This is a genomic window from Streptomyces sp. MB09-01 (genome assembly GCF_033794505.1).
GTDB lineage: Bacteria > Actinomycetota > Actinomycetes > Streptomycetales > Streptomycetaceae > Streptomyces.
Window position 1 is genome coordinate 36,257 of the sequence record NZ_JARAYQ010000019.1, and the last position, 26,359, is coordinate 62,615.

The window sequence follows — 26,359 nt, forward strand, 5'->3', positions numbered from 1 at the left end:
CGTAGGAGCCCGAGCTCCGCCCCCGAGGAGCCCGAGCTCCGGCCCGTAGGAGCTGAGCGTCCGGCCCGCCCCGGACCGGCGCTAGGGCATGCTCTTAGGCATGCGCCGCCGCCTCATCAACTCCACGCTCGCCGTGGTGCTCGTCGTGATCGCCGTCTTCGGCGTCTCCCTCGTCATCGTGGAGACCCGGACCATCACCAGCAGCGCCCAGGACCGCATCGAGTCCGAGGCGCTGCGACTGGTGGGCATCGTCGAGGCGAACGTCCTGGAGCACAAGCCGGTCGACCCGGTCGCCCTCGCCGAGCAGCTGGACGCCGGACACTACGCCCGGATCACCATCCCCGGCCAGCAGACCGTGGAGGTGGGCACCCCGATCCCCGACAGCGTCATCCGCGGCACCGCGCGCGGGGAGCAGGGCGAGCTCGTGACCGTCGAGGAGTCCCGCTCCACGGTGACCAAGGAGGTCGGGCGGACCCTCGCCGTGGTCGGCGCGGTCGCCCTGCTGGCCGTCGTGGCGGCCGTCCTGCTCGCCGTACGCCAGGCGAACCGGCTGGCCTCCCCGCTCACCGACCTCGCAGAGACGGCGGAGCGGCTCGGATCGGGCGACCCGCGCCCCCGGCACAAGCGGTACGGGGTCCCCGAGCTCGACCGCGTCGCCGACGTCCTGGACTCCAGCGCCGAGCGGATCGGCCGGATGCTGACCGCCGAGCGGCGCCTCGCCGCGGACGCCTCGCACCAGCTGCGGACCCCCCTCACCGCACTGTCCATGCGGCTGGAGGAGATCACGGTCACCGACGACCTGGAGACCGTGCGGGAGGAGGCGACCATCGCCCTCACCCAGGTGGAGCGGCTCACGGACGTGGTGCAGCGGCTGCTCACGAACTCGCGGGACCCGAGGACGGGCTCCGCGGTCCCCTTCGACCTGGACGAGGTCGTCAAGCAGCAGGTGGAGGAGTGGCGGCCCGCCTACCGCAGTGCGGGCCGGGCCATCGTGCGCTCAGGGAAGCAGGGCGTGCGCGCCGTCGGCACCCCGGGCGCGGTCTCCCAGGTGCTGGCCACGCTGGTGGAGAACTCCCTGATGCACGGTGGCGGCACGGTCGCCCTGCGCACCCGCGTCATCGGCAACCAGGCGGTGCTGGAGGTCACGGACGAGGGGCCGGGGGTCCCGCCGGACCTGGGCAACCGGATCTTCGAGCGGGCCATCAGCGGCCGCAACTCCACCGGGATCGGCCTCGCGGTCGCCCGGGACCTCGCGGAGGCGGACGGGGGACGCCTCGAGCTGCTCCAGACGCAGCCGCCGGTGTTCGCGCTGTTCCTCAGCCGGACGGCGCCGGAACGGACCGACCCGGAGACCACCGTGCGCTAGACGTCCGTACTGGTTGTCGGCGACTAATTGTTCGCCGGCTCCGGCTCGGCCAGGGGCTCCGGCCGGCGCTCCGGCCTGTGCACCGGCGCGGGCCCCGGCGCGGGTCCGGCCGCCTCGGGCCGTGCCTCGGGCAGGGCCTTGAAGACCCAGGTCCGGTACGACCAGAAGCGGAACACGGTGGCGGTACCGATGCCGATGAACTTGAAGACGTTGCTGGCCACGGAGCCGTCCCAGCCGAAGCCGTAGGTGGCGGTGTAGAGCACGCCGTTCTCGATGACCAGGCCGATGCCGCTGAACGCGGCGAAGAGGACCAGCTCACGGGTCCGGCCGCTCGTGGCGCGGTCCCGGTAGGCGAAGTAGCGGAAACCGAGGTAGTTGGTGGCGATGGCCACGACGGTGGCTATCACGCTCGCCCGCACCACCTGCAGGTCGGTCGTGTGCCGGATCAGGTTGAAGACACCCAGGTTGACCAGCACACCCAGACCACCGACCGCCCCGAACTTGGCGACCTCTCGCACGAGACCGCGTACGCGTTCGAGAACGGATCCGTTCCCCGGCGTGCTCATCAAAAGGCCAGTCCCTGTCGGTCACCGCCCGGCTAGGGGCGTCCGGTGTTCTCCGTCAACCCGCCCATCGTAAGTGTCCCCCCACAACCCAGTCTGTGCCTTCGGGCACCGTGCGACGCACGGCACACCGACAGATCCGAGCCGGCCGTGTCCAGGCGGGTCCGGATGGCCGAATACCGGCGGATACCCTGGAGGAGTGACGTTTCCGGTAGTCGGCATGGTCGGCGGCGGTCAGCTCGCCCGCATGACCCACGAGGCGGGTATCCCCCTCGGCATCAGATTCAAGCTCCTCAGTGACACCCCGCAGGACTCGGCGGCCCAGGTCGTGAGCGATGTCGTCATCGGCGACTATCGCGACCTGGAAACGCTGCGTGCCTTCGCGCGCGGCTGTGACGTGATCACCTTCGACCACGAGCACGTACCCATGGAGCACCTACGGGCCCTGGAAGCGGACGGCGTCCCCGTCCGCCCGGGGCCCGACGCATTGGTGCATGCCCAGGACAAGGGGGTGATGCGCGCCAAGCTCGACGAGATCGGCGCGCCCAGCCCCCGCCACCGGATCGTGAGCGATCCGGCGGACGTGGCGGCCTTCGCGGACGAGGTGGGCGGGTTCCCCGTCATCCTCAAGACGGTGCGCGGCGGGTACGACGGAAAGGGCGTGTGGTTCGTCCGCACCCCCGAGGACGCGGAGGCCCCCTTCAAGGCGGGCGTCCCGGTCCTCGCGGAGGAGAAGGTCGATTTCGTCCGCGAGCTCGCGGCGAACATCGTCCGCTCCCCGCACGGCCAGGCGGTGGCCTATCCCGTCGTCGAGTCCCGCCAGGTGGACGGGGTCTGCGACACGGTGATCGCCCCCGCCCCGGACCTCTCCGAGGCCCTGGGGGGCGAGGCCCAGGCCCTCGCCCTGCGCATCGCCAAGGAACTCGGCGTGACCGGCCACCTGGCGGTGGAACTGTTCGAGACCGCCGACGGCCGGATCCTGGTCAACGAACTGGCGATGCGCCCGCACAACAGCGGCCACTGGACCCAGGACGGTGCGGTCACCTCCCAGTTCGCCAACCACGTCCGCGCGGTTCTGGACCTCCCCCTGGGCGACCCCCGCCCCCGGGCCCGCTGGACGGTCATGGCGAACGTGCTGGGCGGGGACTACCCCGACATGTACGCGGCGTACCTGCACTGCATGGCCCACGACCCCCAGCTGAAGATCCACATGTACGGCAAGGACGTGAAACACGGCCGCAAGGTCGGCCACGTCAACACCTACGGCGACGACCTGGACGATGTGCTGGAGCGCGCACGCCACGCTGCCGACTACCTCAGAGGAACGGTCACCGAATGAGCACCTCCGCCGCAGCCCCCGTCGTCGGCATCGTCATGGGATCCGATTCGGACTGGCCCGTCATGGAGGCGGCCGCGCAGGCCCTCGACGAGTTCGAGATCCCCTACGAGGTCGACGTCGTCTCCGCACACCGGATGCCGCGCGAGATGATCGCGTACGGGGAGCAGGCCGCCGACCGCGGCCTGAAGGCGATCATCGCGGGCGCGGGCGGGGCCGCCCACCTGCCCGGCATGCTCGCCTCGGTCACCCCGCTGCCCGTCATCGGCGTGCCGGTGCCGCTGAAGTACCTCGACGGCATGGACTCGCTGATGTCGATCGTCCAGATGCCCGCGGGGGTTCCCGTCGCCACCGTCTCGGTCGCCGGGGCGCGCAACGCGGGTCTGCTGGCCGTACGGATGCTGGCCGCCCACGACAAGGACCTCCTCGCCCGGATGCGCGAGTTCCAGCAGGAGCTCAACGACCAGGCCACCGAGAAGGGCAAGCGGCTGCGTACGAAGGTCGCGAACGCGGAGTCCTTCGGGTTCGGCAAGTGAGCGCCGCGCAGCGTCTGGACGAGGCGCGCGAACTGCTGGCCGAGCACCCCGTCGTGGACGGCCACAACGACCTGCCCTGGGCGCTGCGCGAGCAGGTGCGCTACGACCTGGCGCAACGGGACATCGCGGGCGACCAGTCCGCCCACCTGCACACCGACATCCCGCGGCTGCGCGCCGGCGGGGTCGGTGCGCAGTTCTGGTCCGTGTACGTCCGCTCCGACTACGCCGGTGACGAGGCGGTCAGCGCCACGCTGGAGCAGATCGACGTCGTCGCCCAGCTGATCGACCGTTACCCCGGCGACCTCGTGCGGGCGCTGACGGCGGACGACATGGAGGCGGCCCGCGCCGACGGCCGGATCGCCTCGCTGATGGGCGCCGAGGGCGGCCACTCCATCAACAACTCGCTCGCCACGCTGCGCGCCCTTCACCGGCTGGGCGTGCGGTACATGACGCTCACGCACAACGACACGATCGACTGGGCGGACTCGGCGACCGACGAGCCCCGGCACGGCGGCCTGAGCGACTTCGGCCGCGAGGTCGTCCGGGAGATGAACCGCGTCGGCATGCTGGTGGACCTCTCGCACGTCGCCGCGACGACGATGCGGGACGCCCTCGCGGTCTCGGCCGCGCCGGTGGTCTTCTCGCACTCCTCGGCGCGCGCGGTCTGCGACCACCCGCGCAACATCCCCGACGACGTGCTGGCGCTGCTGCCCGCCAACGGCGGGGTGGCGATGGCCACCTTCGTCCCGAAGTTCATCCTCCCGGCGGCGGTCGAATGGACCCTGGCCGCGGACGAGAACCTGCGGGCTCACGGTTTCCACCACCTGGACACCACCCCCGAGGCAATGGCCCTGCACCGGGCCTTCGAGGCGGAGCGCCCCCGCCCGGTGGCCACGGCCGCCACGGTGGCCGACCACCTGGACCACATGCGCGAGGTGGCCGGTGTCGACCACATCGGCATCGGCGGCGACTACGACGGCACGGCCTTCACCCCGTCCGGGCTGGACGACGTGGCCGGCTACCCGAACCTGGTCGCGGAGCTCCTGGCCCGCGGCTGGTCCAGGGCCGACCTGGCGAAGCTGACCTGGTCGAACGCGGTACGCGCGCTGCGCGACGCCGAAGCGGTGTCGCGCGACCTGTCGGCGTCCCGCGGTCCCTCGAACGCAGTGATCTAGCCGGCCGCAGGCGGCCGGGCAACGGGTGTGACCTGTGGGTTACACCCGTTTGCCACACCTGCCGGGCGGCCCGGGCGTCCCGCATGTCACGGTGGCAGCACCTCTCCCTGCTGCCGCCGAGACCGGAGCGAACGCCATGGCCGACCTGCAGGATGAACCCCACTCCGTGGGCATCGGAGCAGAAGACCTCCCCGCATCCCCTGTGGCGGCCGGCGCCCTCGAACGGGCCGCCGCGCTGCTGTCCGTGCATCCCGTCGCGGACGGGTGCAACACGCTGGTCTGGACGCTGCGCCAGAGTCCGTACCACGACATCGACAAACCGGGGGACAGCGGTGTCGACACCGACCTCCCCCGACTGCGCGCGGGCGGAGTCGGCGCGCAGTTCTGGTCCCTGCTGATCCCGCACGAGACCGGAACCCCGACCGACCAGGTGGTCTCCGACACGCTGGAACAGGTGGTCTCCGACACCCTGGAACAGATCGACGTGGCGCTGGCCCTGATCCGCCGCTACCCGGACAGCCTCTGCCTGGCGCTGACCGCCGACGACATGTCCGACGCCCGCAACCGCGGCCGGATCGCCTCGTTCCTCGGCCCCGTGCCGGGCCGGACCCTGACCGACTCCCTGGGCGCGCTGCACGCCTTCCACGCGCTGGGCGTACGGATCTTCGCGCCCGCGGGAGCGTCCTGGGCCCGGCAGGACCTGACGGCCTTCGGCCACGAGGTGGTCCAGGAAGCGAACCGGCTGGGCATCGTGCTGGACCTGACCGGGTGCCCGCCGACCGTGGCCCGCCAGGTCGCGGCGGCCTCCAAGGCGCCGGTGATCATCTCCAACACCGCGGCCGCGGCCCTGAACCCGCATCCGGGCAACGTCACGGACGAGGTCCTGCTCGCGCTGCGGGAGGCGAACGGCCTGGCGATGGTCACCTTCGACGCCAGGCGGACCGGGGACTCCCTGCACGCGGTGGCGGATCACGTCGACCACGTCCGAGCGGTGGCGGGCCCGCACAGCGTCGGCCTCGGCGCCGCCTTCGGCACCGAACGGGGCACCCCCCGCCCGGCCGGGCTGACGGACCCCTCGGGCTACCCCCACCTGATCGCGGAACTCCTGGACCGGGGCTGGCCGGAATCCGACCTGGAACTGCTGACCTGGGGCAATGCCCAGCGGGTCCTGCGCGACGCGGAATTCACCTCCCGCGCGGCCCAGCACCGCCGTACGCCTTCCTGACGAGGCCCTCGGACCGCTGGGCGCCGGGGCGCCTCCCGGGCTCCGGCCCGCCGCGCCGGCCTCCGCCTCCGCCCAGGGGCCCGCCCCGGCGGTGGCCGGGGGAACGACCCCGCGTAGCGCCCGGCCCGCCGTCCGCCGCCGGGCGCTACGCGCGGGGGCGGCCCATCGCCCGGTACGTCCACCCGGCCGCCCGCCAGAGGTCGGGATCGAGAGCGTTGCGACCGTCCAGGATCAGCCGGTCGGTGACGACGCGGCCCAGCTCCGCCGGGTCGAGGTCCCGGAACTCGCGCCACTCGGTGAGGTGGAGGACGACCTCCGCCCCCCGGGCCGCCGCCGCCGCGGAGTCCGCGTAGCCGAGGGTCGGGAAGACGCGCCGGGCGTTGTCCATGCCCTTGGGGTCGTAGACGGTGACCTGCCCGCCCTGGAGGTGGATCTGCCCGGCCACGTTCAGCGCGGGCGAGTCCCGTACGTCGTCGGAGTCCGGCTTGAAGGTGGCGCCGAGCACCGCGACCCGCTTGCCGAGGAACGACCCGCCCACGGCCTCGCGCGCCAGCTCGACCATGTGCCCGCGCCGCCGCATGTTGATGGAGTCGACCTCGCGCAGGAAGGTCAGTGCCTGGTCGGCGCCCAGCTCACCGGCGCGCGCCATGAAGGCCCGGATGTCCTTGGGCAGGCAGCCGCCGCCGAAGCCGATCCCGGCGCGCAGGAACTTCGAGCCGATCCGCTCGTCGTAGCCGATGGCCTCCGCCAGCTTCACCACGTCGCCGCCGGCGGCCTCGCACACCTCCGCCATCGCGTTGATGAAGGAGATCTTCGTCGCGAGGAAGGAGTTGGCGGCGGTCTTGACGAGCTCGGCGGTCGGGAAGTCCGTGACGACCAGTGGGGTGCCCTCGGACATCGGCGTCTCGTACACCTCGCGCAGGAGCTTCTCGCCGCACTCGCCCTGGACGCCGATCACGATCCGGTCGGGGTGCAGGGTGTCCTGCACCGCGAAGCCCTCCCGCAGGAACTCCGGGTTCCAGGCGAGCTCCACGTCCTCGCCCGCGGGGGACAGCTCGGCCAGCTTCGCCGCCAGCCGCTGCGCCGAGCCCACCGGGACCGTGGACTTGCCGACCACCAGGACGGGCCGGGTCAGGTGGGGGGCCAGCGAGGCCATCGCGGAGTCGACGTAGGACATGTCGCAGGCGTACTCGCCGTGCTTCTGCGGGGTGTTCACGCAGACGAAGTGGACGTCGCCGAACTCGCCGACCTCCTCCCAGGAGGTGGTGAACCGCAGCCGCCCGGTCGAGCCCGGCAGCCCGGCCACGTGCTGGGCCAGCAGTTCCTCCAGCCCGGGCTCGTACATCGGCACCCGGCCCGACGCCAGCATCTCGATCTTCTCGGGCACCACGTCCAGCCCCAGCACCTCGAACCCCAGCTCCGCCATCGCCGCGGCGTGGGTCGCGCCGAGGTATCCGGTGCCGATCACTGTGATCCTGAGGGGGGCCATGGGTGCTCCAGAGGTGCGGGGCCGTTTGCGGCCACTGAGCATAGTCGGGCCCACCAGCGGGGACGTTCCCCAGGAGCCGACCGCTGTCGACACCGCTGTCATGCAACTCACGTAGGCCGTCCATATCGCCATCCGTGACCGGGCCACTAAGCTTGGGTTACTTAACGGTAGTTAGCATCACGCATCACCCTGGGGAGTGAGAGATCTTGGCGGGTTCTGCCGACTTCGACCTGTACCGCCCGGCCGAGGAGCACGACATGCTCCGCGAGTCGGTCCGCTCGCTCGCCGAGGCGAAGATCCTGCCGTTCGCCGCTGCGGTCGACGAGGAGTCCCGCTTCCCGCAGGAGGCCCTCGACGCCCTGGTCGCGAGCGACCTGCACGCCGTCCACGTGCCCGAGACCTACGGCGGCGCGGGCGCCGACGCCCTCGCCACCGTGATCGTGATCGAGGAGGTGGCCCGCGTCTGCGCGTCCTCCTCCCTCATCCCGGCCGTCAACAAGCTCGGCTCGCTCCCGGTGATCCTCTCCGGTTCCGAAGAGCTCAAGGCCAAGTACCTCGGCCCGCTCGCCAAGGGCGACGCGATGTTCTCGTACGCGCTCTCCGAGCCGGACGCGGGCTCCGACGCCGCCGGCATGAAGACCCGCGCCGTGCGCGACGGGGACTTCTGGGTCCTCAACGGCGTCAAGCGCTGGATCACCAACGCGGGCGTCTCCGAGTACTACACGGTCATGGCCGTCACCGACCCGGAGAAGCGCTCCAAGGGCATCAGCGCCTTCGTCGTCGAGAAGGGCGACGAGGGCGTGTCCTTCGGCGCCCCGGAGAAGAAGCTCGGCATCAAGGGCTCCCCGACGCGCGAGGTCTACCTCGACAACGTCCGGATCCCCGCCGACCGCATGATCGGCGCCGAGGGCACCGGCTTCGCCACCGCGATGAAGACCCTGGACCACACCCGCATCACCATCGCGGCCCAGGCGCTCGGCATCGCGCAGGGCGCCCTGGACTACGCCAAGGGCTACGTCCAGGAGCGCAAGCAGTTCGGCAAGCCGATCGGCGACTTCCAGGGCGTGCAGTTCATGCTCGCGGACATGGCCATGAAGATCGAGGCCGCCCGCCAGCTGACCTACGCGGCCGCCGCGAAGTCCGAGCGCGTCGACGCGGACCTGACCTTCTTCGGCGCCGCGGCCAAGTGCTTCGCCTCCGACGTGGCCATGGAGGTCACCACCGACGCCGTCCAGCTCCTCGGCGGTTACGGCTACACCCGTGACTACCCGGTGGAGCGCATGATGCGCGACGCGAAGATCACGCAGATCTACGAGGGCACCAACCAGGTCCAGCGGATCGTCATGGCCCGCAACCTGCCGTAACGTCCTCCCAGGCCGGAGGCGGATGCGCACATCCGTCTCCGGCCTTTGCACGCCCTGGATGGGCTAAATTTGGACCTTCGTACGCCGGAATCGGTTGGGGAGAACGCAATGACGGAAGCGATCCTGCTGGTCGGCGGACAAGGGACGCGCCTGCGTCCGGTGACGGTGAACACGCCCAAGCCGATGGTGCCGACGGCCGGAGTTCCCTTCCTCGCCCACCAGATAGCCAGGGCCGCAGCCGCCGGTGTCACCCACATCGTGATGGCCACCTGCTACCTCGCCGAGGTCTTCGAGCCCTACTTCGGCGACGGATCCGCCTTCGGCCTCACCCTCGAGTACGTCGTCGAGGACGAGCCCCTCGGCACCGGCGGCGCCATCCGCAACGCCGGCCGGCGGCTGACCGGCGGCCCGGACTCCTCCGTCCTCGTCTTCAACGGCGACATCCTCACCGGCCTGGACATCGCGGGTCTCGTCGAGGCGCACGAGGCGGCCGACGCGGACGTCTCCCTGCACCTGGTCCGCGTCGAGGACCCGCGCGCCTTCGGCCTGGTCCCCACCGACTCCGAGGGGCGGGTGCTGGCCTTCACCGAGAAGCCGCAGACCCCCGAAGAGATCATCACCGACCAGATCAACGCCGGCTGCTACGTCTTCCGCCGCAGTGTGATCGACTCCATCCCGGCCGGCCGCCCGGTCTCCGTCGAGCGCGAGACCTTCCCCGGCCTGCTCGCCTCCGGGGCCAAGCTGCACGGCGTCACCGAGAACACCTACTGGATGGACCTCGGCAAGCCCGAGTCCATCATCCAGGCCTCCGCCGACCTGGTCCGCGGGGTGGTCCCCTCCCCGGCGGTCCCCGGACGCCGCGGCGAGTCCCTGGTGCTGCCCGGAGCCCACGTGGCGGCCGGGGCCAAGCTGTCGGGGGGCACCGTGGTGGGCGCGGGCGCCCGGATCGAGGCGGGAGCGGTCGTCCAGGGCACCATCGTGCTCGACGGGGCCGTCATCGGGCCGGACGCCCAGGTGAGCGCCAGCCTGATCGGCGCCGGCTCCGCGGTGGGCGCGCGGACCGTGCTGGACGGCGCCGTCATCGGCGACGGGGCCGTGGTCGGGGCCGACAACGAACTGCGCTCCGGGGCGCGGGTGTGGTGCGAGGCGCAACTGCCCGCCGCCGCCATCCGCTTCTCCCCGGACGCCTGACCGGGGTCCGGGGAGGGGGCGCCGCCGCGGTCAGTTGCCGCGGACGGTGACCTTCTCGTCGTTCTGGATCTGCTTCACCAGCTGCTGCACCTTCGCCTTGTCCCAGACGAGGTTGCCGCCGCGCTGCCCGGAGATCGGCATGTTCATCGACACGCCGTCACCGCCGTTGACGCCCTTCATCGCGAAGAACATCTGGCCCATGTCGTACAGGCCCATGTCCTTGTCGACGATGAGCGTGTCCAGGCCGGCGCCGAGCAGCGGGTAGAGCTCGAACGGGTTGAGGACCGTGGACGGCGTCGCCGCCTGGCCGGCCAGCGCCGACAGGAACTTCTGCTGGTTCTTCGTCCGCTGCAGGTCCGACTCGGCGAAGGCGTAGCGGGTCCGTACGAAGGCCAGCGACTGCTCGCCGTTGAGGGTCTGCTTGCCCGCCTTGAAGTCGGCCCCGGACTTCTCGTCCTTGAAGCCTTCCTCGATGTCGAGCTCCACGCCGCCCAGCGCGTCCACGATGTTCGCGAAGCCGGCGAAGCCGATCTCCGCGTAGTGGTCGATGCGCAGGCCGGTGTTGTGCTCCACCGTCCGCACGAGCAGCTCCGGGCCGTCCTCGGCGTACGCCGCGTTGAGCTTGACCCGGCGCCCCTGGGCGGGGAACTTCTTGCCGGACTGGGAGCCGACGAAGGAGGGGATCTCCACGTCCGAGTCGCGCGGCAGCGAGATCATGGTGTTCCCGCTGGAGCACTTCGCCAGGATCATCATCGAGTCGGTCCGCTTGCCCTCCGCCGAGCCCGTGTGGAGCTTCTTCTTCTCCTCGTCGGACATGCCCTCGCGGCTGTCGGAGCCCACGATCAGGTACGTCGTGCAGTCGCCCTCCTTCGGGCGCTCGATGACCTTGGAGAGGTCCACCTCGCGGCGCACCTTGGAGTCCGCCCAGAAGTAGGTGGAGACCGTGGTCACCAGCAGGGCGGAGACCAGCACGATCGAGCCGATCTTGATCCGCTTGCGCCAGTCCGGGGCGGGGCCGGGCGCACGTCCGGGGCGGCCGGGTCCCGAGGGCCCGCCGGGACCGGCCGGACCGCCCGGGGCGCCGGCGGGCGATCCGTAGACCTGGCCGGTGTTGTAACCGCTGTCGTAACCGCCGTACGTGTCGTGGCCGCCGGCCTGCTGCGGAGGTACGCCGTACGCGGGCGGCGGGCCCGCCGGGCGCTGCGGGCGCGGGGGCTGCGCGGGCTGCTGCGGCTGCCGCTGGACGTGCCGCATCCGCCGGGCGCCCTCGGGCTGCGGCTGGGCGCTGCCGCGCCCGTATCCGTCGTCACGACCTTCTGGCCAGTCATTCATGCGCCCTAGGATGCCTGCCCGGGCGGGCAGACCGACAGCCCGGGGCGGGATCCGTACCGGGGCTGTTGCGAAGCTGATGCCTCTGATACGGCTCTAAGGTGTCCGTATGACACAGATACCGGGCGAGCTGCCCGGGAAGCCGACCGCGGCCTCCCGTACGACCCTCAGCCACATCATGACCGCGAACGACACCAACCTCCTCGGCACGGTGCACGGTGGCGTGATCATGAAGCTGGTGGACGACGCGGCTGGCGCCGTGGCCGGGCGCCACTCCGGCGGCCCGGCGGTCACCGCCTCCATGGACGAGATGGCCTTCCTCGCCCCCGTGCGCGTGGGCGACCTCGTCCACGTGAAGGCGCAGTGCAACTGGACCGGCCGCTCCTCCATGGAGATCGGCGTACGGGTCCTCGCGGAGCGGTGGAACGAGTCCACGCCCGCCACCCAGGTCGGCAGCGCCTACCTCGTCTTCGCGGCCGTGGACGCCGACGGCAAGCCCCGCCAGGTCCCGCCGGTGCTCCCGGAGACGGAGCAGGACGAGCGGCGCTACCAGGAGGCCCAGATCCGCCGCACCCACCGCCTCGCCCGCCGCCAGGCGATCATGGCGCTGCGCGAGGAGCGGGCGGCCCAGGGCTTCGACGACTGACGACTGACGGCCCGGACCGGACCTGCCCTGACCCGCCCGGCGCGGCTATGTCCCGCAGACCACCTGGTCGCCGGTGACCACCCCGAAGGCGCCCTGGTACGGGTCCTCCGCGCGGACCGGCACCACCTTGCGGTAGTCCGAGCCGGCGACGACCAGCACCGTCCGGCCCTGGCCCGCCACCGCCCGCAGCTGGCTGCCCGGCAGGGCGGTCGCCACTGACCGGGCCGAGCGGTCCCAGCGCGGGTCGTACGTGATCACCGTGCGCTTGACGTCGCGGCTGGCGCCGTTGCCCGGGGCGCGGGTGGTGTCGAAGCCGGTGGCGCGCAGCGCCGCGTCGACCCGCCCGCCCAGCCCGTCGATGCGCGTCCCGTTCTCCACCTGGACCCGGACCTGCTGCGGGGGCACGTCCACCGGGACCGCCGCGGGCCGGCCGGCGCCGCTCTTCCCGGGCTGCGGCGGAGCCAGCGGCCGGTCTTCCCGCAGGGCCTCGAACAGCTTGGCGGCCTTCGGCTCGTCCCACTTCACGGTGGAGCCGATGCCCTTGAGGCGGAACGAGGGGTCGCCGACGGGCACCGAGGCGAACTCCGAGGAGGACGGGGTGAAGTCCCGCATCGCCTGCCCGAGCGCCAGCATCTGCTCCGAGCCGAAGTCCTTGTCGGCGCGCACCGAGCCGAGCAGGGTGGAACTGACCTCCTTGAACTTGACCGGGTTCAGCAGCACCCCGCCGCCCGTCGCCTGCTTGATCAGGGCGGCGATGAACCGCTGCTGACGCTGCATCCGGCCGAGGTCGGAGGCGCCGTCGACATGGCGCGAGCGCACGTACTGCAGGGCCTGGCCGCCGCTGAGGCGGTGGGTGCCGGGCAGCAGGTCGAGGCCGGTGTTCGGGTCGCGCATGGTCTTGGCCGTGCAGATCTCCACGCCGCCCATCGCGTCGACCGTCTTCATGAAGCTCGTGAAGTCGACCTCCAGATAGTGGTCGATCTTCACCCGGGTCATGTTCTCGACGGTCCGCACGGTCAGGTTGGGGCCGCCCTCCGCGTACGCCGCGTTCAGCTTCAGGGGGTGGGCCCGGTGCGCCTTGCCGGTGACCAGGTCCCGGTGCGCGGGCACCTCGGCGTAGCTGTCGCGGGGCAGGCTGATCACGCTGGCCCGCTCCTTGTCGGCCGACAGGTGCACCAGCATGATCGTGTCCGTGCAGTGGCAGGGCGCCCCGCCCAGGCGGTACTCGCGCTTCTCCTCCGGCGAGATCTTCTCCCGGCCGTCGGTGCCCACCAGCAGGAAGTTGAGGCCGTGTCCGGCCTGCGGGCGGTTCTTCATGTCCTTGAACGGGTCCACCCGCTCGATCCCGGTGTCCAGGCCGGTCATCACGGCGTGCCCGACGGCCCCGGAGCCCAGCACCACCACCGAGAGCCCGGCCGCGAGCCGCACCCCCCACCGGGGGCGATCGTCCCGGCGCCGGGCCGGGCCGCCGCCACCGCCGCGCCCTGCGCGCTGCGGCTGGGACGGCCCGGCGGGACGGGTGGGACGGTGCGGCTGGGGCACGGTGGACACCTCCGCGGGAAGCAGCAGGGAGAACGGTCGGGAGTCGAGTCGGATTCAGCTGATTCGACAGAACAGTAGGCCCATACGATCAGCGGTTGTCCTTACCGATCACTCGGCGCGCACCTGGTTCCCCCGTACGCGGTAACGTGACACCGATACCCGACCTTGAAGGACCACATGCCCGCCCAGCAGCCCGCAGTCTCGGTGATCATGCCGGTGCTCAATGAGGAGCACTACCTCCGTGATTCCGTCCGCCACATCCTGGAACAGGAGTATGCGGGCGAGATGGAGGTGGTGATCGCACTCGGGCCGTCCACGGACCGCACCGACGAGATCGCCGCCGAACTCGTCGCCGAGGATCCCCGAGTCCACACCGTCCCGAATCCCACCGGCCGGACCCCGGCGGCGCTCAACGCCGCCATCAAGGCCTCGCGTCACCCGATCGTGGTACGCGTCGACGGCCACGGCATGCTCTCGCCGAACTACATCGCCACCGCCGTCCGCCTCCTGGACGAGACCGGTGCGCAGAACGTCGGCGGGATCATGCACGCCGAAGGCGAGAACGCGTGGGAAGAGGCCGTCGCCGCCGCGATGACCTCGAAGATCGGCGTCGGCAACGCGCCCTTCCACACCGGCGGCCAGGCGGGACCCGCCGAGACCGTCTACCTCGGTGTCTTCCGCCGCGAGGCGCTGGAACAGCAGGGCGGATACAACGAGGAGTTCATCCGCGCCCAGGACTGGGAGCTGAACTTCCGCATCCGCGAAGCCGGCGGCCTGATCTGGTTCTCGCCGGAGCTGAAGGTGCAGTACCGCCCCCGGCGCTCGGTGAAGGCCCTGGCCAAGCAGTACAAGGACTACGGGCGCTGGCGGCACGTGGTGGCCCGCTACCACTCGGGCTCCATCAACCTGCGCTACCTGGCCCCGCCGACCCTCGTCTGCGCGCTCGCCGCGGGCGTGGTCGTGGGCGCGACGGTCACCCCCCTGGGCTTCGCCGTCCCGGCCGGCTACCTCGCGGCGATCGCCGTGGGCTCCGTGCCGGCCGGCAAGGGGCTGCCGCTGAAGGCCCGGGCGCAGATCCCCGTGGCCCTCGCGACCATGCACCTGTGCTGGGGCTTCGGCTTCCTGACCAGCCCGCGGGCCCTGGCGAACAAGCTCATCGCGAGCCGTCGCCCGGCCGTGCACCGGGACTCCACGCAGGTCTGACCCGCGCGTCCGGACGTACGAAGGGGCCCGGCGCGGAGGCTGTGCACAGCCTCCGCGCCGGGCCCCTTCCGCCTGCTACGGGGAACCGGGGACCCGCTACCAGGTGAAGCCCGGCTGGATCGCCATGCAGGCCTTGTCGTTGTCGCCGTTGAGCGCGTGGGCGGACGTGGGGGCCACGGTCGGGGCGGGCGGCGGCGGGGTCGGAGCGTCGCCGGTCCGCCAGTCCTTCCCGACGAAGAGGACGATCCCGGAGACCTGGTCGGACTTCTGCACCGAGGCGGCCGGCAGACCGAGCGCGGTGGCCACGGCCGCCGCGTCGGCCGCCTGGCCGTCGGTGGCGAAGCGGACCACGGTGGTGTCCTCGGCCCCGGTCTGGGTGTCGGCGCCGGCCTTGGCGAAGCCCTTGGCGGCGAGCAGCGCGGCCACGTCGTTCGCCCGGTTCTTGACCCTGCCCTGGGCGCCGTCCTTGCCGGCGGTGGCGTTGCGGACGCTGACCACGATCTTCGCCGGCGCGGAGGCGGGAGCGGTGGTCGGGGCGGTGGTCGGCTGCTGGGACGGGGCGGACGGGGTACCGCTCGCGCCCGGCGAGGGGGAGGCGCCGTCCGTCGGCGTTCCGGAGCCCTTGCCGTCCAGCGCGATGTCCTCGCGGACCATCCGGAACAGGTCCTCGGCCTCGCCCGCCATGGGCTCGACGCGTCCGTCCAGACCGGGCTTCGTGCTGTAGACCCAGGGCATGGTGGTCATGGTGATCCGCCCCGGCGGAACCTTCTTGAGCTCCATGCTGAGGTCGTACAGCTTGTCGATCTTGTTCAGGCCGGTGTCCACGACCATGGCCTGGATCGCCGCCTGCGCCAGGCTGTTGAGCTTCACCGGATTGGTGAGCTTGGCGTTCTTGCGGAACTCGCGGGCCATCGAGTTCATGTACTGGTGCTGGGCGTGGGTGCGCCCGATGTCGGTGCCGTCCTCGAAGCCGTAGCGGGTGCGCAGCCACTGCAGGGCCACCTCGCCCTGGATGACGTTCTCGCCCTTCGGCAGCTTCAGGCCCGAGCCCTTGCCGTCGCGGGTGCGGGAGTGCACGTTCTCCTCGACGCAGACCGGGACGCCGCCGATGGCGTCCGCCATGGACACCACGCCCTTGAAGTCGATCATCATGAAGTGATCGATGGGGATCTTGGTCAGCTCGGTCCACGCGGCGACGGTGCAGCCCGGTCCGCCTCGCTGGAGGGACTCGTTCGTCTGGACGAGCCCCTTGCTGGCGGGGTGCACCTTGCCGTTCGGCTCGGTGCACTTGGGCATCATCAGCATCGTGTCGCGCGGCATCGAGACCACGGACATGTTGCTGCGGTCGGCGGACAGGTGCAGCAGCATCTGCACGTCCGCGAGGGGCGGGCCGTCGAAGGTGTCCGTGCCCCCGCCCAGCGCCTGGTTCTCCGCGTCGTTGCGCGCGTCGGAGCCGATGAGCAGGATGTTCAGCGGGGTCTGCCCGAAGGCGTTGGGCTTGGAGCCGCCCAGTTTGGTCTCGCCGAGGTTGAGCGCGTCCGTGTGGATGCTGCCGTTCAGATGGCGGTAGTACAGGTATCCGGCCCCGGCCGTCCCGAGTATGAGCAGGGACAGCACGGACGACACCCAGCGCAGTACGCGCCGCCGCCCCCGCCTGGTGGGGCGCTGTCGGGCATCCGCACGCAGGGCGGCCCTGGAGCCGCCCCGCGGTGCGGGCACCACGCCGGGTTCGTCCGCCCCGCCGCCGGATATCTCCCCGGTGGCCTGGGCGGTCGCCCCCTCCCCCCGCACGCTGCTGTGCCTCACGCGTTCCCCCTCAAGATCCTTCTTGGTCGTCAGTGTGCCGGTACGACCGGCTGCGTCCTGCTATTTGGCGCAGACCGCCTTGTCGGCCTGGGCCTGCTGGACGTCGTCGGACAGCGCCGGCACGGCGGGGGCCGCCGCCAGCGGGGCTCCCGGCTCCTTGAAGTCCGGACCCAGCGTCAGCTTCATCGCCGTCTTCGCCGAGGCGTCGGCCGTCCCCATCTTCATCGCGGTGGCCGGCAGACCCAGCAGCTCGGCCAGCGCCCGGGCCTGGTCGGCCTGGTTGGGCGCGTACTCCAGCTGCGTGGCATCGACCTTCGCGGGTGCGTTGCCGGTCCTGCCCGCCTTGGGCACGCCCTTGGCGCTCAGCCAGTTCTGGGTGGTGGACGCGGCGCCCCTGGGGCCACCGCCGTTGTACACCTCCACCCGTACGCTCGCCGCGGGCGCCTTGTTGCCCTGGAGCAGCGCGTCCTGCTTGGCCTTCGCGTCCGCGTCGGCCGCCTCCTTCGCGGCCTGCTCCTTCCTCTCGACCTCCGTGAGCGAGACGTCCCCCCGGATCATCTGCAGCAGCGGGTCGGCCAGTGACTTCTCGACGACGACGGTCGCCTTCTTGCCCTCCGGTTCGGCCGGATTGTCCTTCACGGGCAGGGTGGTGAAGGTGACGTTCTTCGTGTCGATGTTCTTCAACTCACCTGCAAGGTCGGTGAGTTTGGCGATGGAGCCGATGCCCGAGTCCACGCTCAGCGACTTGGTGGCCGCCTCCGCGAGGGACAGGAACTTCTTGGGGCTGGTCAGCGTCTCCTTGGACTTCATCTCGCGCATCATCGAACCCAGGAACTGCTGCTGGATCCTGATCCGGTCGAGGTCGCTGTTGTTGCCGAAGCCGTGCCGCGTGCGGACGAAGGCGAGGGCCTGCTCGCCCTGCAGCCGGTGTTCGCCGGGGCCCAGTTTGAGATGGGAGCCGTCCTCGTCGTTCACGGCCTTGGCCAGGCACACCGGTACTCCGCCGACCGCCGTGCTCAGCGTCTTGACGGCGTTGAAGTCGGCCATCATGAAGTGGTCGACCTCGACCCCGGTGAGTTCCTTGACCGTGCGCATGGTGCAGCCCGCGTCGCGGCCCTCCTGGCCCAGGCTGGTGTTGAAGCGGGTGCCCTTGGCGGGCGCGATCGTCTTCGTCGAACCGTCCGGCTGCTTCGTCGGGCAGGCCGGGATGTCGGTGATCAGGTCGCGGGGGATGGACAGGGCGGTCGCGTTCGTCCGGTCCTTCGAGACGTGGAACAGGATCGTGGTGTCGGCGTGGCCGACGCTGTCCTTGTCCCCGTAGCCCTCGTTGCCCGCACCGCTGCGCTTGTCGGTGCCGATGACCAGGATGTTGATGGCCTGGTCCTTCTTGAAACCGCCGGTGCCCGCTCCCGCGACGTCGGTGACGCTGAGGTTGCCGTTCAGGTGGTCGTAGTAGAGGTACGCCGCCGTGGCGCCGCCGACCAGCAGGAACGCCAGCGCCCCGCTGGTGATCAGCAGCGCCTTCTTGCGGCGTCCGCCGCCACCGCCCTTGCGGGAGCGTCCGCTTCGCCGCCCCCCGGGCGGGCCGTCGCCACGGCGCGGCTTCGGAACGCCGGGGGAGGGGGCGGTGGGAGCGGCAGGGACCGAGGCCGATCTACGGGGCGCGGCGACCTTGGGCCGCTGCTGCGCAGCGGAGTCGCCCAGTTGCAGTTCGTAGCTGCCGGTGCGGGGATTGAGCACCCACTGGTCGGCGGGGTCGATCTCGTCCGCCCGTCCACGGCTTTGCGCATCCACGGTTGCTCGAATCCTCCGTCGGTGCCTCGCGACGCGCCTCCCCCGGGCGCCCGGTCAACGATCCGGCTGCTGGTGCCCTGTCTCTGGTCCGGCCGGGCACCGGATCGCTCACCTTATCCGCCCTGTTCGGCGGCAAACCATGCTGGTGACAAATTCCACTCCCCTTATAACGGGGCGAACCGCCCATCCCACTCGGTTCGGTCACCGGCTTTTGGGATTGCTTTACCGGCAGTCGGCGTTCTCCGCCGTGGTGCCGGTAAAGGTGGGGACGGGAACGGGGGGCGTCGCGGTTCCCTCGGGGGTCGTGTCCGGCGTCGCCCCGGTGGTCGCGGCCGGTTCGGTGCCGTCCGTGGGTGCGTCCGTGGGTGCGTTCGTGGGGGTGGGAGTCGACGGGAGCGAGGGGCTGGGAGCGGGAGTGTTCACTGGCTCCGGCGGGGCGACCGTCACCGGCTGGTCCGTCCGCAGCTGCTCGAACAGCCGCGCCGCGTCGGGCTCCACCAGCTCGTCCCGGTTCGGGTCCGCGGAGTAGGGCCGGCGGGGCACGGTCAGGAACTGCACCCGGCCGGTCGGTATGTCCCTCACGCCTCGCACGAGTTCGTACAGGTCGCGCAGCGAGGCCAGCCCGGGGTCCGTGGTCACCGAGGAGGTCGCCGCGTCCAGCAGCGGATACAGCCGCGCCGGATTCAGCAGAACCCCGTTGCTCTTCACCTTCTTGACGAGCGAGCCGAGGAACTGCTGCTGGCGCTCCATCCGTTCGGTGTCGCTCCCGTTGCCCAGGCTGTACCGGGCGCGGACGAAGCCCAGCGCCTGCTCGCCCTGGAGGGTCTGCCGCCCGGCGGCCAGCTTCAGCTTGGCCTCGGAGTCGTCCACCGGCTCCTTGAGGCAGATCTCCACGCCGCCGACGGCGTCGACCATCTTCTTGAACCCGCCGAAGTCGATCACCATGTGGTGGTCGACCCGGATCCCGGTGAGCTTCTCCACGGTACGGATCGTGCAGGCCGCCCCGCCCCACTGGAACGCCCAGTTGAACTGCGCGAACCGGTCGGCGGTGCGGCTCCCGTCCGCCTTCAGGCAGGGCGGGATCTCCGTCATCAGGTCCCGCGGTATCGACACCGCCGTCGCGCTCCCGCGGTCCTGCGGCAGGTGCAGCAGGATCGTGGTGTCCGAGCGCTGCGTGCCCTCGTCCTGCCCGTACGGGGCGTTGTCCTTGCCGGAGCGCGAGTCCGAGCCGATCAGCAGGATGTTCTGGGATCCGGTGGCGAGGTGCGCCGGGCGGTCGCGCTCGTAGCGGCCCAGCTCGGCCGCCGCCGAGGTGTCCTCGGTGATGTTCCCGTCGAGCTTGTTGTAGAGCCACCAGCCGGTGGCCGCCCCCGCCAGGACCAGGAAGGCCAGCCCGAGGCCGATCCAGCGCAGCAGCCGGCGCCTGCGGTTCCGGGGGGGCCGTTCGGCGCCCCCGGCCGCATCGGTGGCGCCCGGTATGCCTGCACTGCCCGTCACTGGCGTCCGTCCCCTCGCCGCTACGACCTCAGGCCCGGCCGTACGGGTGAGTGCGGCCACTGCCGATCCTGCCCCCGAGCCGACGCAGCAGCCTGGGGACGGGGTCGTGTCTAGCGCCATGCGGGTGATAAATCGCCCGTTGTCGCAGGTGAGCAGTGTGGGTGACGGGCCCCGGCGCCGGACCCTTGACGCGGCTACACGGTGTGGGTGACGCGCTCGCTCTCGACCCGCTGGGCCAGCGCCTCCGCGGACAGCCGGTCCAGGTTCCGGCACAGCACCACGGACCCGCCCGCGGCCAGCGCGGCGTAGAGCCCGGCCGAGAGCCCGTCCCAGGTGTCGTAGCCGAGCCCGGTCAGCACCCGCGAGTCCGCTCCGAGGCCGAGCTTCGCCGCGTCCTCGCGGGCGCGGTCGGTGAGCGCCGCGTACGAGAGCTCCTCGCCGCCGACGACCAGTCCGGGACCCTCGGCGTCCACCGGCACGAACGGGGCGAAGCGGTCGCCCTGGCCCGGCACCTCCACCGCATAGTCCGCGTACCCGGCCGGCGGTGCCTGCGGGAAGCGCCCGCCCAGCGGCCGCAGCGCGAGCGCCACCCGCTCGCCGCCGCACGCCAGACCCTGCTCCAGCGTGTCCGGCCCGCTGACGACGAGGTCCGCACCGGCCGGATCGCCGCCGATCTCGGCCACGACCCCGACCGAGGCGCAGGCCAGCAGCCAGACGGCGCTCTGCCAGTGCGCCGGGAGCAGCAGCGCGAGCCGGTCACCGGGTTCGGCTCCCAGGTCGCCCTGGAGCAGATTGGCGGTCTTGGCCACCCAATTGGCGAAGGTCGCGACGGACAATTCGACGCGCTCGCCGGTGGCGTCGTCGTAGAAGGTGACGAGCGGGCGGCCCGGATCGGCGGCGAGCGCGGATCGCAGCAGGTCGGCAGGGGTGCGGTCAGTGGCGTTCACCCGGCACAGGGTACGCGGGCCCGTCCCTCGTACGGGGCCACCGGCTCCACCGTACGGGGGAGGGGTACACGGCCCGCCCCTGGACGCACCGTCAGTTCTCGGATGGCGCCGGGCCGTGCGGGTGTTCACCATCCTTTTCATGCGTGGATTCCTTGCTTCCTCGATCGGCGTCGCGACGGCGGCCGCACTGGCCCTGCCCCTCACGCTCCCTACTCCGGCCCTGGCCGCTCCTGCCGCGGGCGCGGTCGCTCCCGTGACCCCAGGCGGGTCCACCCAGTCGCTGCCGCTCGTCCCCCTGGGACCCGCGGCGGACCGCACCCCCGGTGTCCCCGGCAGGACCGCCTCGCCCCGCGGACCCGAGACGCAGGGCCTGGCCGCCCGCGAGGTCAGGACGTTCTCGCTGGTCGGCGTCGTCTGGGACGACGCCGCTACCGAACTCCACGGCCGGGTCCAGGTCCGTACCCGCTCCGCCCGGACCGCCACCTGGTCCGACTGGCAGGACGTCGAGATCCACAACAGCGAGCACGCGGCCGACCCGGGCGCGGCGGAACGCGCGTCCGGCCGCGTCCGCGGCGCCACCGCCCCGCTGTGGGTCGGCGAGTCCGACGGCATCGAGGTCCGCGTCCAGGCGGAACCCGGCGACGCACCGGCCAACCGCCCTGGATCCCGGCTGCCCTCGGGCATGCGGATCGAACTCGTCGACCCCGGCGCGGAAGTGCCCGTCAGGACCGCGGACGGCAAGAACGGCGGCCCGGTCGGCGACGACAAGGGCGAGGTGGTGGCCCCCGGCCTGACGATGGAGATGGCCGAGTCCTCCGCGGCGAACCTGCCGCACGCCGCGCTCGGCGCCGACGAGATCACCGAGCTGAACAAGGCCGACTCCACCGCCGACGCGGTCTTCGCGAGCGACGGCGGACTGAGACCGGCGGCCGCCCCGTTCATCGGCCCGCGCCCGCGGATCGTCACCCGCAAGGGGTGGGGCGCGGACGAGTCCCTGCGCGAGAAGGCCTTCGTCTACACCAGCACGGTGAAGGCGGCCTTCGTCCACCACAGCGCCTCCGGCAACAACTACGCCTGCAAGGACGCCCCGGCGGTGCTGCGCAGCCTGTACCGCTACCACGTGCTCAGCAGCGGCTGGCGCGACCTCGGCTACAACTTCGCCGTCGACAAGTGCGGCACGGTCTACGAGGGCCGCGCGGGCGGCGTGTCCAAGGCGGTGCTCGGCGCCCACACCATGGGCTTCAACACCAACAGCATGGGCGTCGTGGTGCTCGGCACCTACGCGTCCGCGGCTCCCCCGGCGGTGGCGGTCGACGCGGTCGCCCGCCTCACGGCCTGGAAGCTCGGCCTCTTCGGGCGTGACCCGCGTGCGAAGACGACCCTGACGTCGGGCGGCGGCAACCGCTACCCCAAGGGCAGGAACGTGTCGATGAACGTCATCGCGGGCCACCGCGACGGCTTCGCCACGGAATGCCCGGGCAAGAAGCTGTACGGCAAACTCCCGGCGACGCGCACGAACTCGGCCAAACTCCAAGGCCGCCCTTAGCCTCCGGCGGCCCGCAGGATCCACCAGGCGGCCCCGCCCCGGGGCCCGGGCAGCGGCCCCGCTACCGGCGCTCCGCCCCGGACCCGTACGGCGCTCTGCCCCGGACACCCGTACGGCGCTCTGCCCCGGACACCCGTACGGCGGCTCCGGCCCGGAGCCCTACGTCGCTCCCCGCCCGCGCCTCAAGCGCCGGCGGGGCGGGAATTGCCGCTCCGCGGCGATCCAGCCCGTCGGGCGGCACCTGCCGGCGCAGCTCGGCCGAATCCAGCCCCTCCGGCGTTCGAGGAGCGGGGTGCGGGGCGGAGCCCGGTCTTGCAGCCTCGCCGGCGTTTGAGGCGCGGGTCCGGGCGGAGCCCGGTGGGGTCCGGGGCGGAGCCCCGGGAGGGTGGGGCGCAAGGGCTACGCTCGACGCATGGCCGGCCGATTCGATCCCCTCACCCGTACCGCAGTGCGCGGCGGCCGCACCGACGTCCCCACGGGCCGGGGAACCACCGCCGGCGCCGGCGCCGGCGCCAAGGAACGCCGGTGGAACCCCGAAGGCCCCCTCGACCTCGGCCTCACCCTCGGCCCCCTCAGGCGCGGCCCCGCCGACCCCACCTTCCGCACCACCCCGGACGGCTCGCTCTGGCGCACCGCCCGCACCCCGCAGGGCCCGGCCACGCTCCGCGTGGCCCGCGCGGGCGAGCAGGTGCACGCCGAGGCCTGGGGTCCCGGCGCCGACTGGTTCCTCGAGCAGCTCCCCGTGCTCCTCGGCGCCGGCGACGACCCGGCCGTCTTCGTCCCCCGCCACCGCCTCGTGCACGCCAGCCACCGCCGCCGCCCCGGCCTGCGCCTCACCCGCACCGGCATGGTCCTGGAATCCCTGATCCCCACGATCCTGGAGCAGAAGGTCACCTCCGACGAGGCCTACCGCTCCTGGCGCCGCCTCGTCCGGCAGTACGGCGAGCCCGCGCCCGGGCCGCAGGACCTGTACGTCGTCCCCGACGCCCGCACCTGGGCCATGATCCCCTCCTGGGACTGGCACAGGGCCGGGGTCGACGCGAAGCGCTCCACCACCATCGTCCGGGCCGCCCGCGTGGCGAACCGCCTGGAGGAGGCCGCCGCCATGGGCCCGGCCGAGGCCGTGCGACGGCTGGAGGCCGTCCCCGGCATCGGCCCGTGGACCTCCGCCGAAACCCTCCAGCGCAGCAACGGCGACCCCGACGCCGTCACCACCGGCGACCTGCACCTCCCCGGCATCATCGGCTACGCCCTCGTCGGGGACCGCGACACCGACGACGCCGCCATGCTGGAGCTCCTCGCCCCGTACGCCGGCCAGCGCCACCGCGCCGCCCGGCTCATCCTCCTCGCGGGCCACACCCCGCCCCGCCGCACGCCCCGCATGCCGCGCGGAGACATCGGCCGGCTCTGAGCCGCCGGCCCCGTCCGGCCCGAAGGCTCACCGCACCCGGATGAAGTCCTCCGCGGACCGGACCGTACGCTCGGCCGGCGCCGCGGCCGGGTGACCCACCGCCACCGCCCCCATCGGGTCCCAGTCCTGCGGCAGCCCCAGCACCTCCCGCACCACGTCCCGGCAGAACATCGTCGAGGACACCCACGCCGACCCCAGCCGCTCCCCGGCCAGCGCGACCAGCAGGTTCTGTACGCCCGCGCCCATCGCGACGACGAACATCTCCCGCTCGGCCGCGTCCCGCCGCGCATGCCCGTAGTGGTGCGCGCCGTCCGTCACCAGGCACGGCACGACCAGGTAGGGGGCGCCCCGCAGCACGTCCCCGCGCCGCACCCGCTTGGCCACGGACTCCTCGGACTTGCCGTCCGCCCGCAGGTCCGCGATCCACGCGTCCCGCATCGCGTCGAGCAGCTCCGCCCGCGAGGCCTCGGACTCCAGCAGCACGAACCGCCACGGCGTCGTGTGGTGCGGGGCCGGGGCCGTCACGGCCGCGGCCACGGCCCGCCGTACCGCACCCGGGTCCACCGGCTCCGCCGTGAAGGCCCGTACGGTACGGCGCTGCGTGACGGCTTCCCGTACCGCCTCCGAGGTGCCCAGCCGGAACATGTCGTCGGCGGGGGTGCGCACCAGGTCCCGTGCCGAGGCGCCCTCGCCGAGGACGTGGGCCAGGCCGCGCACGACGGCCACGGGCAGCCCCGCCGTCTTGCCCTTGACCAGGTCGCCCGCGGCGGCCAGTTCGTCCGCGGTCGCCACCACCGTCGCGCTGAGCGGATTGCCGTGCGCGTCCGTGCCGCCGCGCAGGTCGTCCAGGACCCGCACCCCGGACGAGCCGATGGCCACGTCGGTGAGCCCGGTGCGCCACGGCCGCCCGAAGGTGTCGGTGACGACCACGCCCACGTCCACGGAGAGGATGTCGCGCACCCCGGCGCGGATCGCGGCGGCCGAGGCGTCGGGGTCCTCGGGCAGCAGCAGCACGGTGCCGGGGGCGGTGTTGGAGGCGTCCACCCCGGCGGCGGCCATCACCAGCCCCTGCCGGTTCTCGACGATGCGCAGGGGGCCCCGGCGCGCGACCACCCGTACGGTCTCCGCGTCTATGGCCTCCTCGCGCGAGTCCGCCTCCACGATCCGGCCCTCGGCCTTTGAGACGATCTTCGAGGTGACGAGTAGGACGTCCCCGTCGCGCAGATCGGGCGCGGCGGTCGTGATCAGCTTCGCCAGGTCGTCGCCGGGCCTGACCTCCGGCATCCCGCCGACGGCCCGCACCTCGTACGAGGGAGCGTCCCCAGGGGTCGGCTCCGTCACCGGGAGGCCTCCGCCAGTTCCAGCGCGGCCCGGGCCATCTCGGCGGTGGCCTCCAGGTCGGTCATCATCAGCGGCACCGCGCGGCAGGTGATCCCGGCGGCCTCCACCTCCGCGACGGCGTCCGCGTCGGCGGTGTCCACCAGCCAGCCGTCGAGCAGCCCCGTCCCGTAGTGCAGGGCCACGGCCGCGGCCGTGGCCTCGACGCCGACCGCGGCCAGCACCTTGTCGGCCATCCCGCGCACGGGCGCGCCCCCGACGATGGGGGAGAGGCCGATCACGGGCGCCCCGGCGGCGGCCACCGCTTCCCGGATGCCGGGCACGGAGAGGATCGTCCCGACCGAGACCACGGGGTTCGACGGCGGGAAGAGGATGACGTCGGCGGCGGCGATGGCCTCCAGCACGCCCGGGGCGGGCTTCGCCTGTTCGGCGCCGACGGGTACGACGGCCTCCGCCGCCACCGAGGCGCGCAGCCGGACCCAGTACTCCTGGAAGTGGATGACGCGGCGCTCCCCGGTGCCCGCCTCTGTGATCGCGACGTGGGTCTCGACCCGGTCGTCGGACATGGGCAGCAGCCGCACCCCGGGCTGCCAGCGGTCGCAGAGGGCCTCGGTGACGGCGCTGAGCGGGTAGCCCGCGCCGAGCATCTGCGTACGGACGATGTGGGTGGCGAAGTCGCGGTCGCCGAGGCCGAACCAGGTGGGTCCGACCCCGTACGCGGCGAGCTCCTCCTTGACGGTGAAGGACTCCTCGGTGCGGCCCCAGCCCTGGTCCTCGTTGATGCCACCGCCGAGGGTGTACATCACCGTGTCCAGGTCGGGGCACACCTTGAGCCCGAACAGGTGGATGTCGTCACCGGTGTTGCCGATGACCGTGATGTCCGCGTCGGGCACTGCCGACTTGAGTCCGCGAAGGAACCGGGCGCCGCCTATACCGCCGGCCAGAACAACAATGCGCATGCGGACAGTCTGTCAGCCGGAGGCTGTCGCTGAGGGGTGGTGGTCGGTGGGGGCACCTCCCAGCGGTAGCTGGGAGGTGCCCCCACCGACCACCAC

The 26,359-nt window shown here is 72.3% G+C and carries 21 protein-coding genes; 11 read left to right on the forward strand and 10 right to left on the reverse strand.

The features are described 5' to 3' along the window. Positions 1–100 precede the first annotated feature (100 nt). Positions 101–1,366 (forward strand): ATP-binding protein, encoded by a 1,266-nt coding sequence (locus PV721_RS06670; protein WP_319721885.1) that lies wholly within the window; start codon positions 101–103, stop codon positions 1,364–1,366. 23 nt (positions 1,367–1,389) lie between these two features. On the opposite strand, the gene PV721_RS06675 is transcribed toward PV721_RS06670, so the two are convergent. After that, positions 1,390–1,932, reverse strand: coding sequence for a GtrA family protein (locus PV721_RS06675; protein ID WP_319721886.1), 543 nt, complete (start codon positions 1,930–1,932; stop codon positions 1,390–1,392). Positions 1,933–2,128: 196 nt separating this feature from the next. Here PV721_RS06675 and PV721_RS06680 point away from each other — a divergent pair, with 196 nt between their 5' ends. The 4 genes from PV721_RS06680 (at position 2,129) to PV721_RS06695 (ending at position 6,201) form a co-directional block, all read left to right on the forward strand. Then, positions 2,129–3,268: a 5-(carboxyamino)imidazole ribonucleotide synthase gene (locus PV721_RS06680; RefSeq protein ID WP_319721887.1), complete on the forward strand. Its 1,140-nt coding sequence runs from the start codon at positions 2,129–2,131 to the stop codon at positions 3,266–3,268. Beyond that, on the forward strand, positions 3,265–3,801 hold the full coding sequence (gene purE, locus PV721_RS06685; RefSeq protein ID WP_319721888.1) for a 5-(carboxyamino)imidazole ribonucleotide mutase: 537 nt from the start codon (positions 3,265–3,267) through the stop codon (positions 3,799–3,801). Before PV721_RS06680 ends, purE begins: the two co-directional genes overlap by 4 nt. Then, positions 3,798–4,976: a dipeptidase gene (locus tag PV721_RS06690; protein WP_319721889.1), complete on the forward strand. Its 1,179-nt coding sequence runs from the start codon at positions 3,798–3,800 to the stop codon at positions 4,974–4,976. Before purE ends, PV721_RS06690 begins: the two co-directional genes overlap by 4 nt. Positions 4,977–5,112: 136 nt before the next feature. Beyond that, positions 5,113–6,201 (forward strand): membrane dipeptidase, encoded by a 1,089-nt coding sequence (locus PV721_RS06695; protein WP_416371041.1) that lies wholly within the window; start codon positions 5,113–5,115, stop codon positions 6,199–6,201. A 145-nt stretch (positions 6,202–6,346) separates the two neighbouring features. On the opposite strand, the gene PV721_RS06700 is transcribed toward PV721_RS06695, so the two are convergent. Continuing rightward, positions 6,347–7,690, reverse strand: coding sequence for a UDP-glucose/GDP-mannose dehydrogenase family protein (locus PV721_RS06700; protein WP_319721891.1), 1,344 nt, complete (start codon positions 7,688–7,690; stop codon positions 6,347–6,349). Positions 7,691–7,896: 206 nt separating this feature from the next. Between PV721_RS06700 and PV721_RS06705 the strand changes: the two genes are divergently transcribed. Beyond that, positions 7,897–9,054, forward strand: coding sequence for an acyl-CoA dehydrogenase family protein (locus PV721_RS06705; protein WP_319721892.1), 1,158 nt, complete (start codon positions 7,897–7,899; stop codon positions 9,052–9,054). Positions 9,055–9,162: 108 nt separating this feature from the next. Continuing rightward, positions 9,163–10,245: an NDP-sugar synthase gene (locus tag PV721_RS06710; protein WP_319721893.1), complete on the forward strand. Its 1,083-nt coding sequence runs from the start codon at positions 9,163–9,165 to the stop codon at positions 10,243–10,245. 30 nt (positions 10,246–10,275) lie between these two features. Here the strand turns inward: PV721_RS06710 and PV721_RS06715 are convergent, their stop codons facing one another. Continuing rightward, entirely contained in the window at positions 10,276–11,577 is a 1,302-nt protein-coding gene (locus PV721_RS06715; RefSeq protein ID WP_319721894.1) for an LCP family protein, read from the reverse strand. Positions 11,578–11,683: 106 nt separating this feature from the next. Between PV721_RS06715 and PV721_RS06720 the strand changes: the two genes are divergently transcribed. Continuing rightward, complete coding sequence (locus tag PV721_RS06720; protein WP_030659854.1) at positions 11,684–12,220, forward strand: acyl-CoA thioesterase; 537 nt, start codon at positions 11,684–11,686, stop codon at positions 12,218–12,220. A gap of 45 nt (positions 12,221–12,265) precedes the next feature. On the opposite strand, the gene PV721_RS06725 is transcribed toward PV721_RS06720, so the two are convergent. Beyond that, positions 12,266–13,648, reverse strand: a complete 1,383-nt coding sequence (locus PV721_RS06725) for an LCP family protein (protein WP_319721909.1) — start codon at positions 13,646–13,648, stop codon at positions 12,266–12,268. A 291-nt stretch (positions 13,649–13,939) separates the two neighbouring features. Here PV721_RS06725 and PV721_RS06730 point away from each other — a divergent pair, with 291 nt between their 5' ends. Beyond that, entirely contained in the window at positions 13,940–14,965 is a 1,026-nt protein-coding gene (locus PV721_RS06730) for a glycosyltransferase family 2 protein (protein WP_319721895.1), read from the forward strand. A 96-nt stretch (positions 14,966–15,061) separates the two neighbouring features. On the opposite strand, the gene PV721_RS06735 is transcribed toward PV721_RS06730, so the two are convergent. From PV721_RS06735 to PV721_RS06750, 4 genes are all read right to left on the reverse strand, one after another. Continuing rightward, positions 15,062–16,771 (reverse strand): LCP family protein, encoded by a 1,710-nt coding sequence (locus PV721_RS06735; RefSeq protein WP_319721896.1) that lies wholly within the window; start codon positions 16,769–16,771, stop codon positions 15,062–15,064. A 60-nt stretch (positions 16,772–16,831) separates the two neighbouring features. Further along, entirely contained in the window at positions 16,832–18,565 is a 1,734-nt protein-coding gene (locus tag PV721_RS06740; RefSeq protein ID WP_319721897.1) for an LCP family protein, read from the reverse strand. A 222-nt stretch (positions 18,566–18,787) separates the two neighbouring features. Then, on the reverse strand, positions 18,788–20,182 hold the full coding sequence (locus tag PV721_RS06745; RefSeq protein WP_416371040.1) for an LCP family protein: 1,395 nt from the start codon (positions 20,180–20,182) through the stop codon (positions 18,788–18,790). A gap of 74 nt (positions 20,183–20,256) precedes the next feature. After that, positions 20,257–21,009 carry a TIGR03089 family protein gene (locus tag PV721_RS06750; RefSeq protein WP_319721899.1) on the reverse strand — a complete coding sequence of 251 codons (753 nt, stop codon included), beginning with the start codon at positions 21,007–21,009 and terminating at the stop codon, positions 20,257–20,259. Between the two features lie 139 nt (positions 21,010–21,148). Between PV721_RS06750 and PV721_RS06755 the strand changes: the two genes are divergently transcribed. Together PV721_RS06755 and PV721_RS06760 are read left to right on the forward strand one after the other, a co-directional pair. Beyond that, positions 21,149–22,555, forward strand: a complete 1,407-nt coding sequence (locus PV721_RS06755) for a peptidoglycan recognition protein (protein ID WP_319721900.1) — start codon at positions 21,149–21,151, stop codon at positions 22,553–22,555. Positions 22,556–22,967: 412 nt separating this feature from the next. Continuing rightward, a complete protein-coding gene (locus PV721_RS06760; protein WP_319721901.1) occupies positions 22,968–23,966 on the forward strand; it encodes a DNA-3-methyladenine glycosylase 2 family protein in 999 nt (332 codons plus the stop codon). A 27-nt stretch (positions 23,967–23,993) separates the two neighbouring features. Here the strand turns inward: PV721_RS06760 and PV721_RS06765 are convergent, their stop codons facing one another. Together PV721_RS06765 and cofD are read right to left on the reverse strand one after the other, a co-directional pair. Next, positions 23,994–25,307 (reverse strand): coenzyme F420-0:L-glutamate ligase, encoded by a 1,314-nt coding sequence (locus PV721_RS06765; protein WP_319721902.1) that lies wholly within the window; start codon positions 25,305–25,307, stop codon positions 23,994–23,996. Continuing rightward, the gene (gene cofD / locus PV721_RS06770; RefSeq protein WP_319721903.1) at positions 25,304–26,263 is read right to left on the reverse strand and encodes a 2-phospho-L-lactate transferase; all 960 of its coding nucleotides are present in this window, start codon (positions 26,261–26,263) and stop codon (positions 25,304–25,306) included. The genes PV721_RS06765 and cofD overlap by 4 nt, the downstream gene beginning before the upstream one ends. Between the last annotated feature and the right edge of the window lie 96 nt (positions 26,264–26,359).

Bases quoted from the DNA above. Each gene is read 5' to 3' on its own strand.
- PV721_RS06670 (WP_319721885.1), top strand. From the start codon at position 101: ATGCGCCGCCGCCTCATCAACTCCACGCTCGCCGTGGTGCTCGTCGTG.
- PV721_RS06675 (WP_319721886.1), bottom strand. From the start codon at position 1,932: ATGAGCACGCCGGGGAACGGATCCGTTCTCGAACGCGTACGCGGTCTC.
- purE (WP_319721888.1), top strand. From the start codon at position 3,265: ATGAGCACCTCCGCCGCAGCCCCCGTCGTCGGCATCGTCATGGGATCC.
- PV721_RS06695 (WP_416371041.1), top strand. From the start codon at position 5,113: ATGGCCGACCTGCAGGATGAACCCCACTCCGTGGGCATCGGAGCAGAA.
- PV721_RS06700 (WP_319721891.1), bottom strand. From the start codon at position 7,690: ATGGCCCCCCTCAGGATCACAGTGATCGGCACCGGATACCTCGGCGCG.
- PV721_RS06710 (WP_319721893.1), top strand. From the start codon at position 9,163: ATGACGGAAGCGATCCTGCTGGTCGGCGGACAAGGGACGCGCCTGCGT.
- PV721_RS06715 (WP_319721894.1), bottom strand. From the start codon at position 11,577: ATGAATGACTGGCCAGAAGGTCGTGACGACGGATACGGGCGCGGCAGC.
- PV721_RS06720 (WP_030659854.1), top strand. From the start codon at position 11,684: ATGACACAGATACCGGGCGAGCTGCCCGGGAAGCCGACCGCGGCCTCC.
- PV721_RS06730 (WP_319721895.1), top strand. From the start codon at position 13,940: ATGCCCGCCCAGCAGCCCGCAGTCTCGGTGATCATGCCGGTGCTCAAT.
- PV721_RS06745 (WP_416371040.1), bottom strand. From the start codon at position 20,182: ATGGCGCTAGACACGACCCCGTCCCCAGGCTGCTGCGTCGGCTCGGGG.
- PV721_RS06755 (WP_319721900.1), top strand. From the start codon at position 21,149: ATGCGTGGATTCCTTGCTTCCTCGATCGGCGTCGCGACGGCGGCCGCA.
- PV721_RS06760 (WP_319721901.1), top strand. From the start codon at position 22,968: ATGGCCGGCCGATTCGATCCCCTCACCCGTACCGCAGTGCGCGGCGGC.
- cofD (WP_319721903.1), bottom strand. From the start codon at position 26,263: ATGCGCATTGTTGTTCTGGCCGGCGGTATAGGCGGCGCCCGGTTCCTT.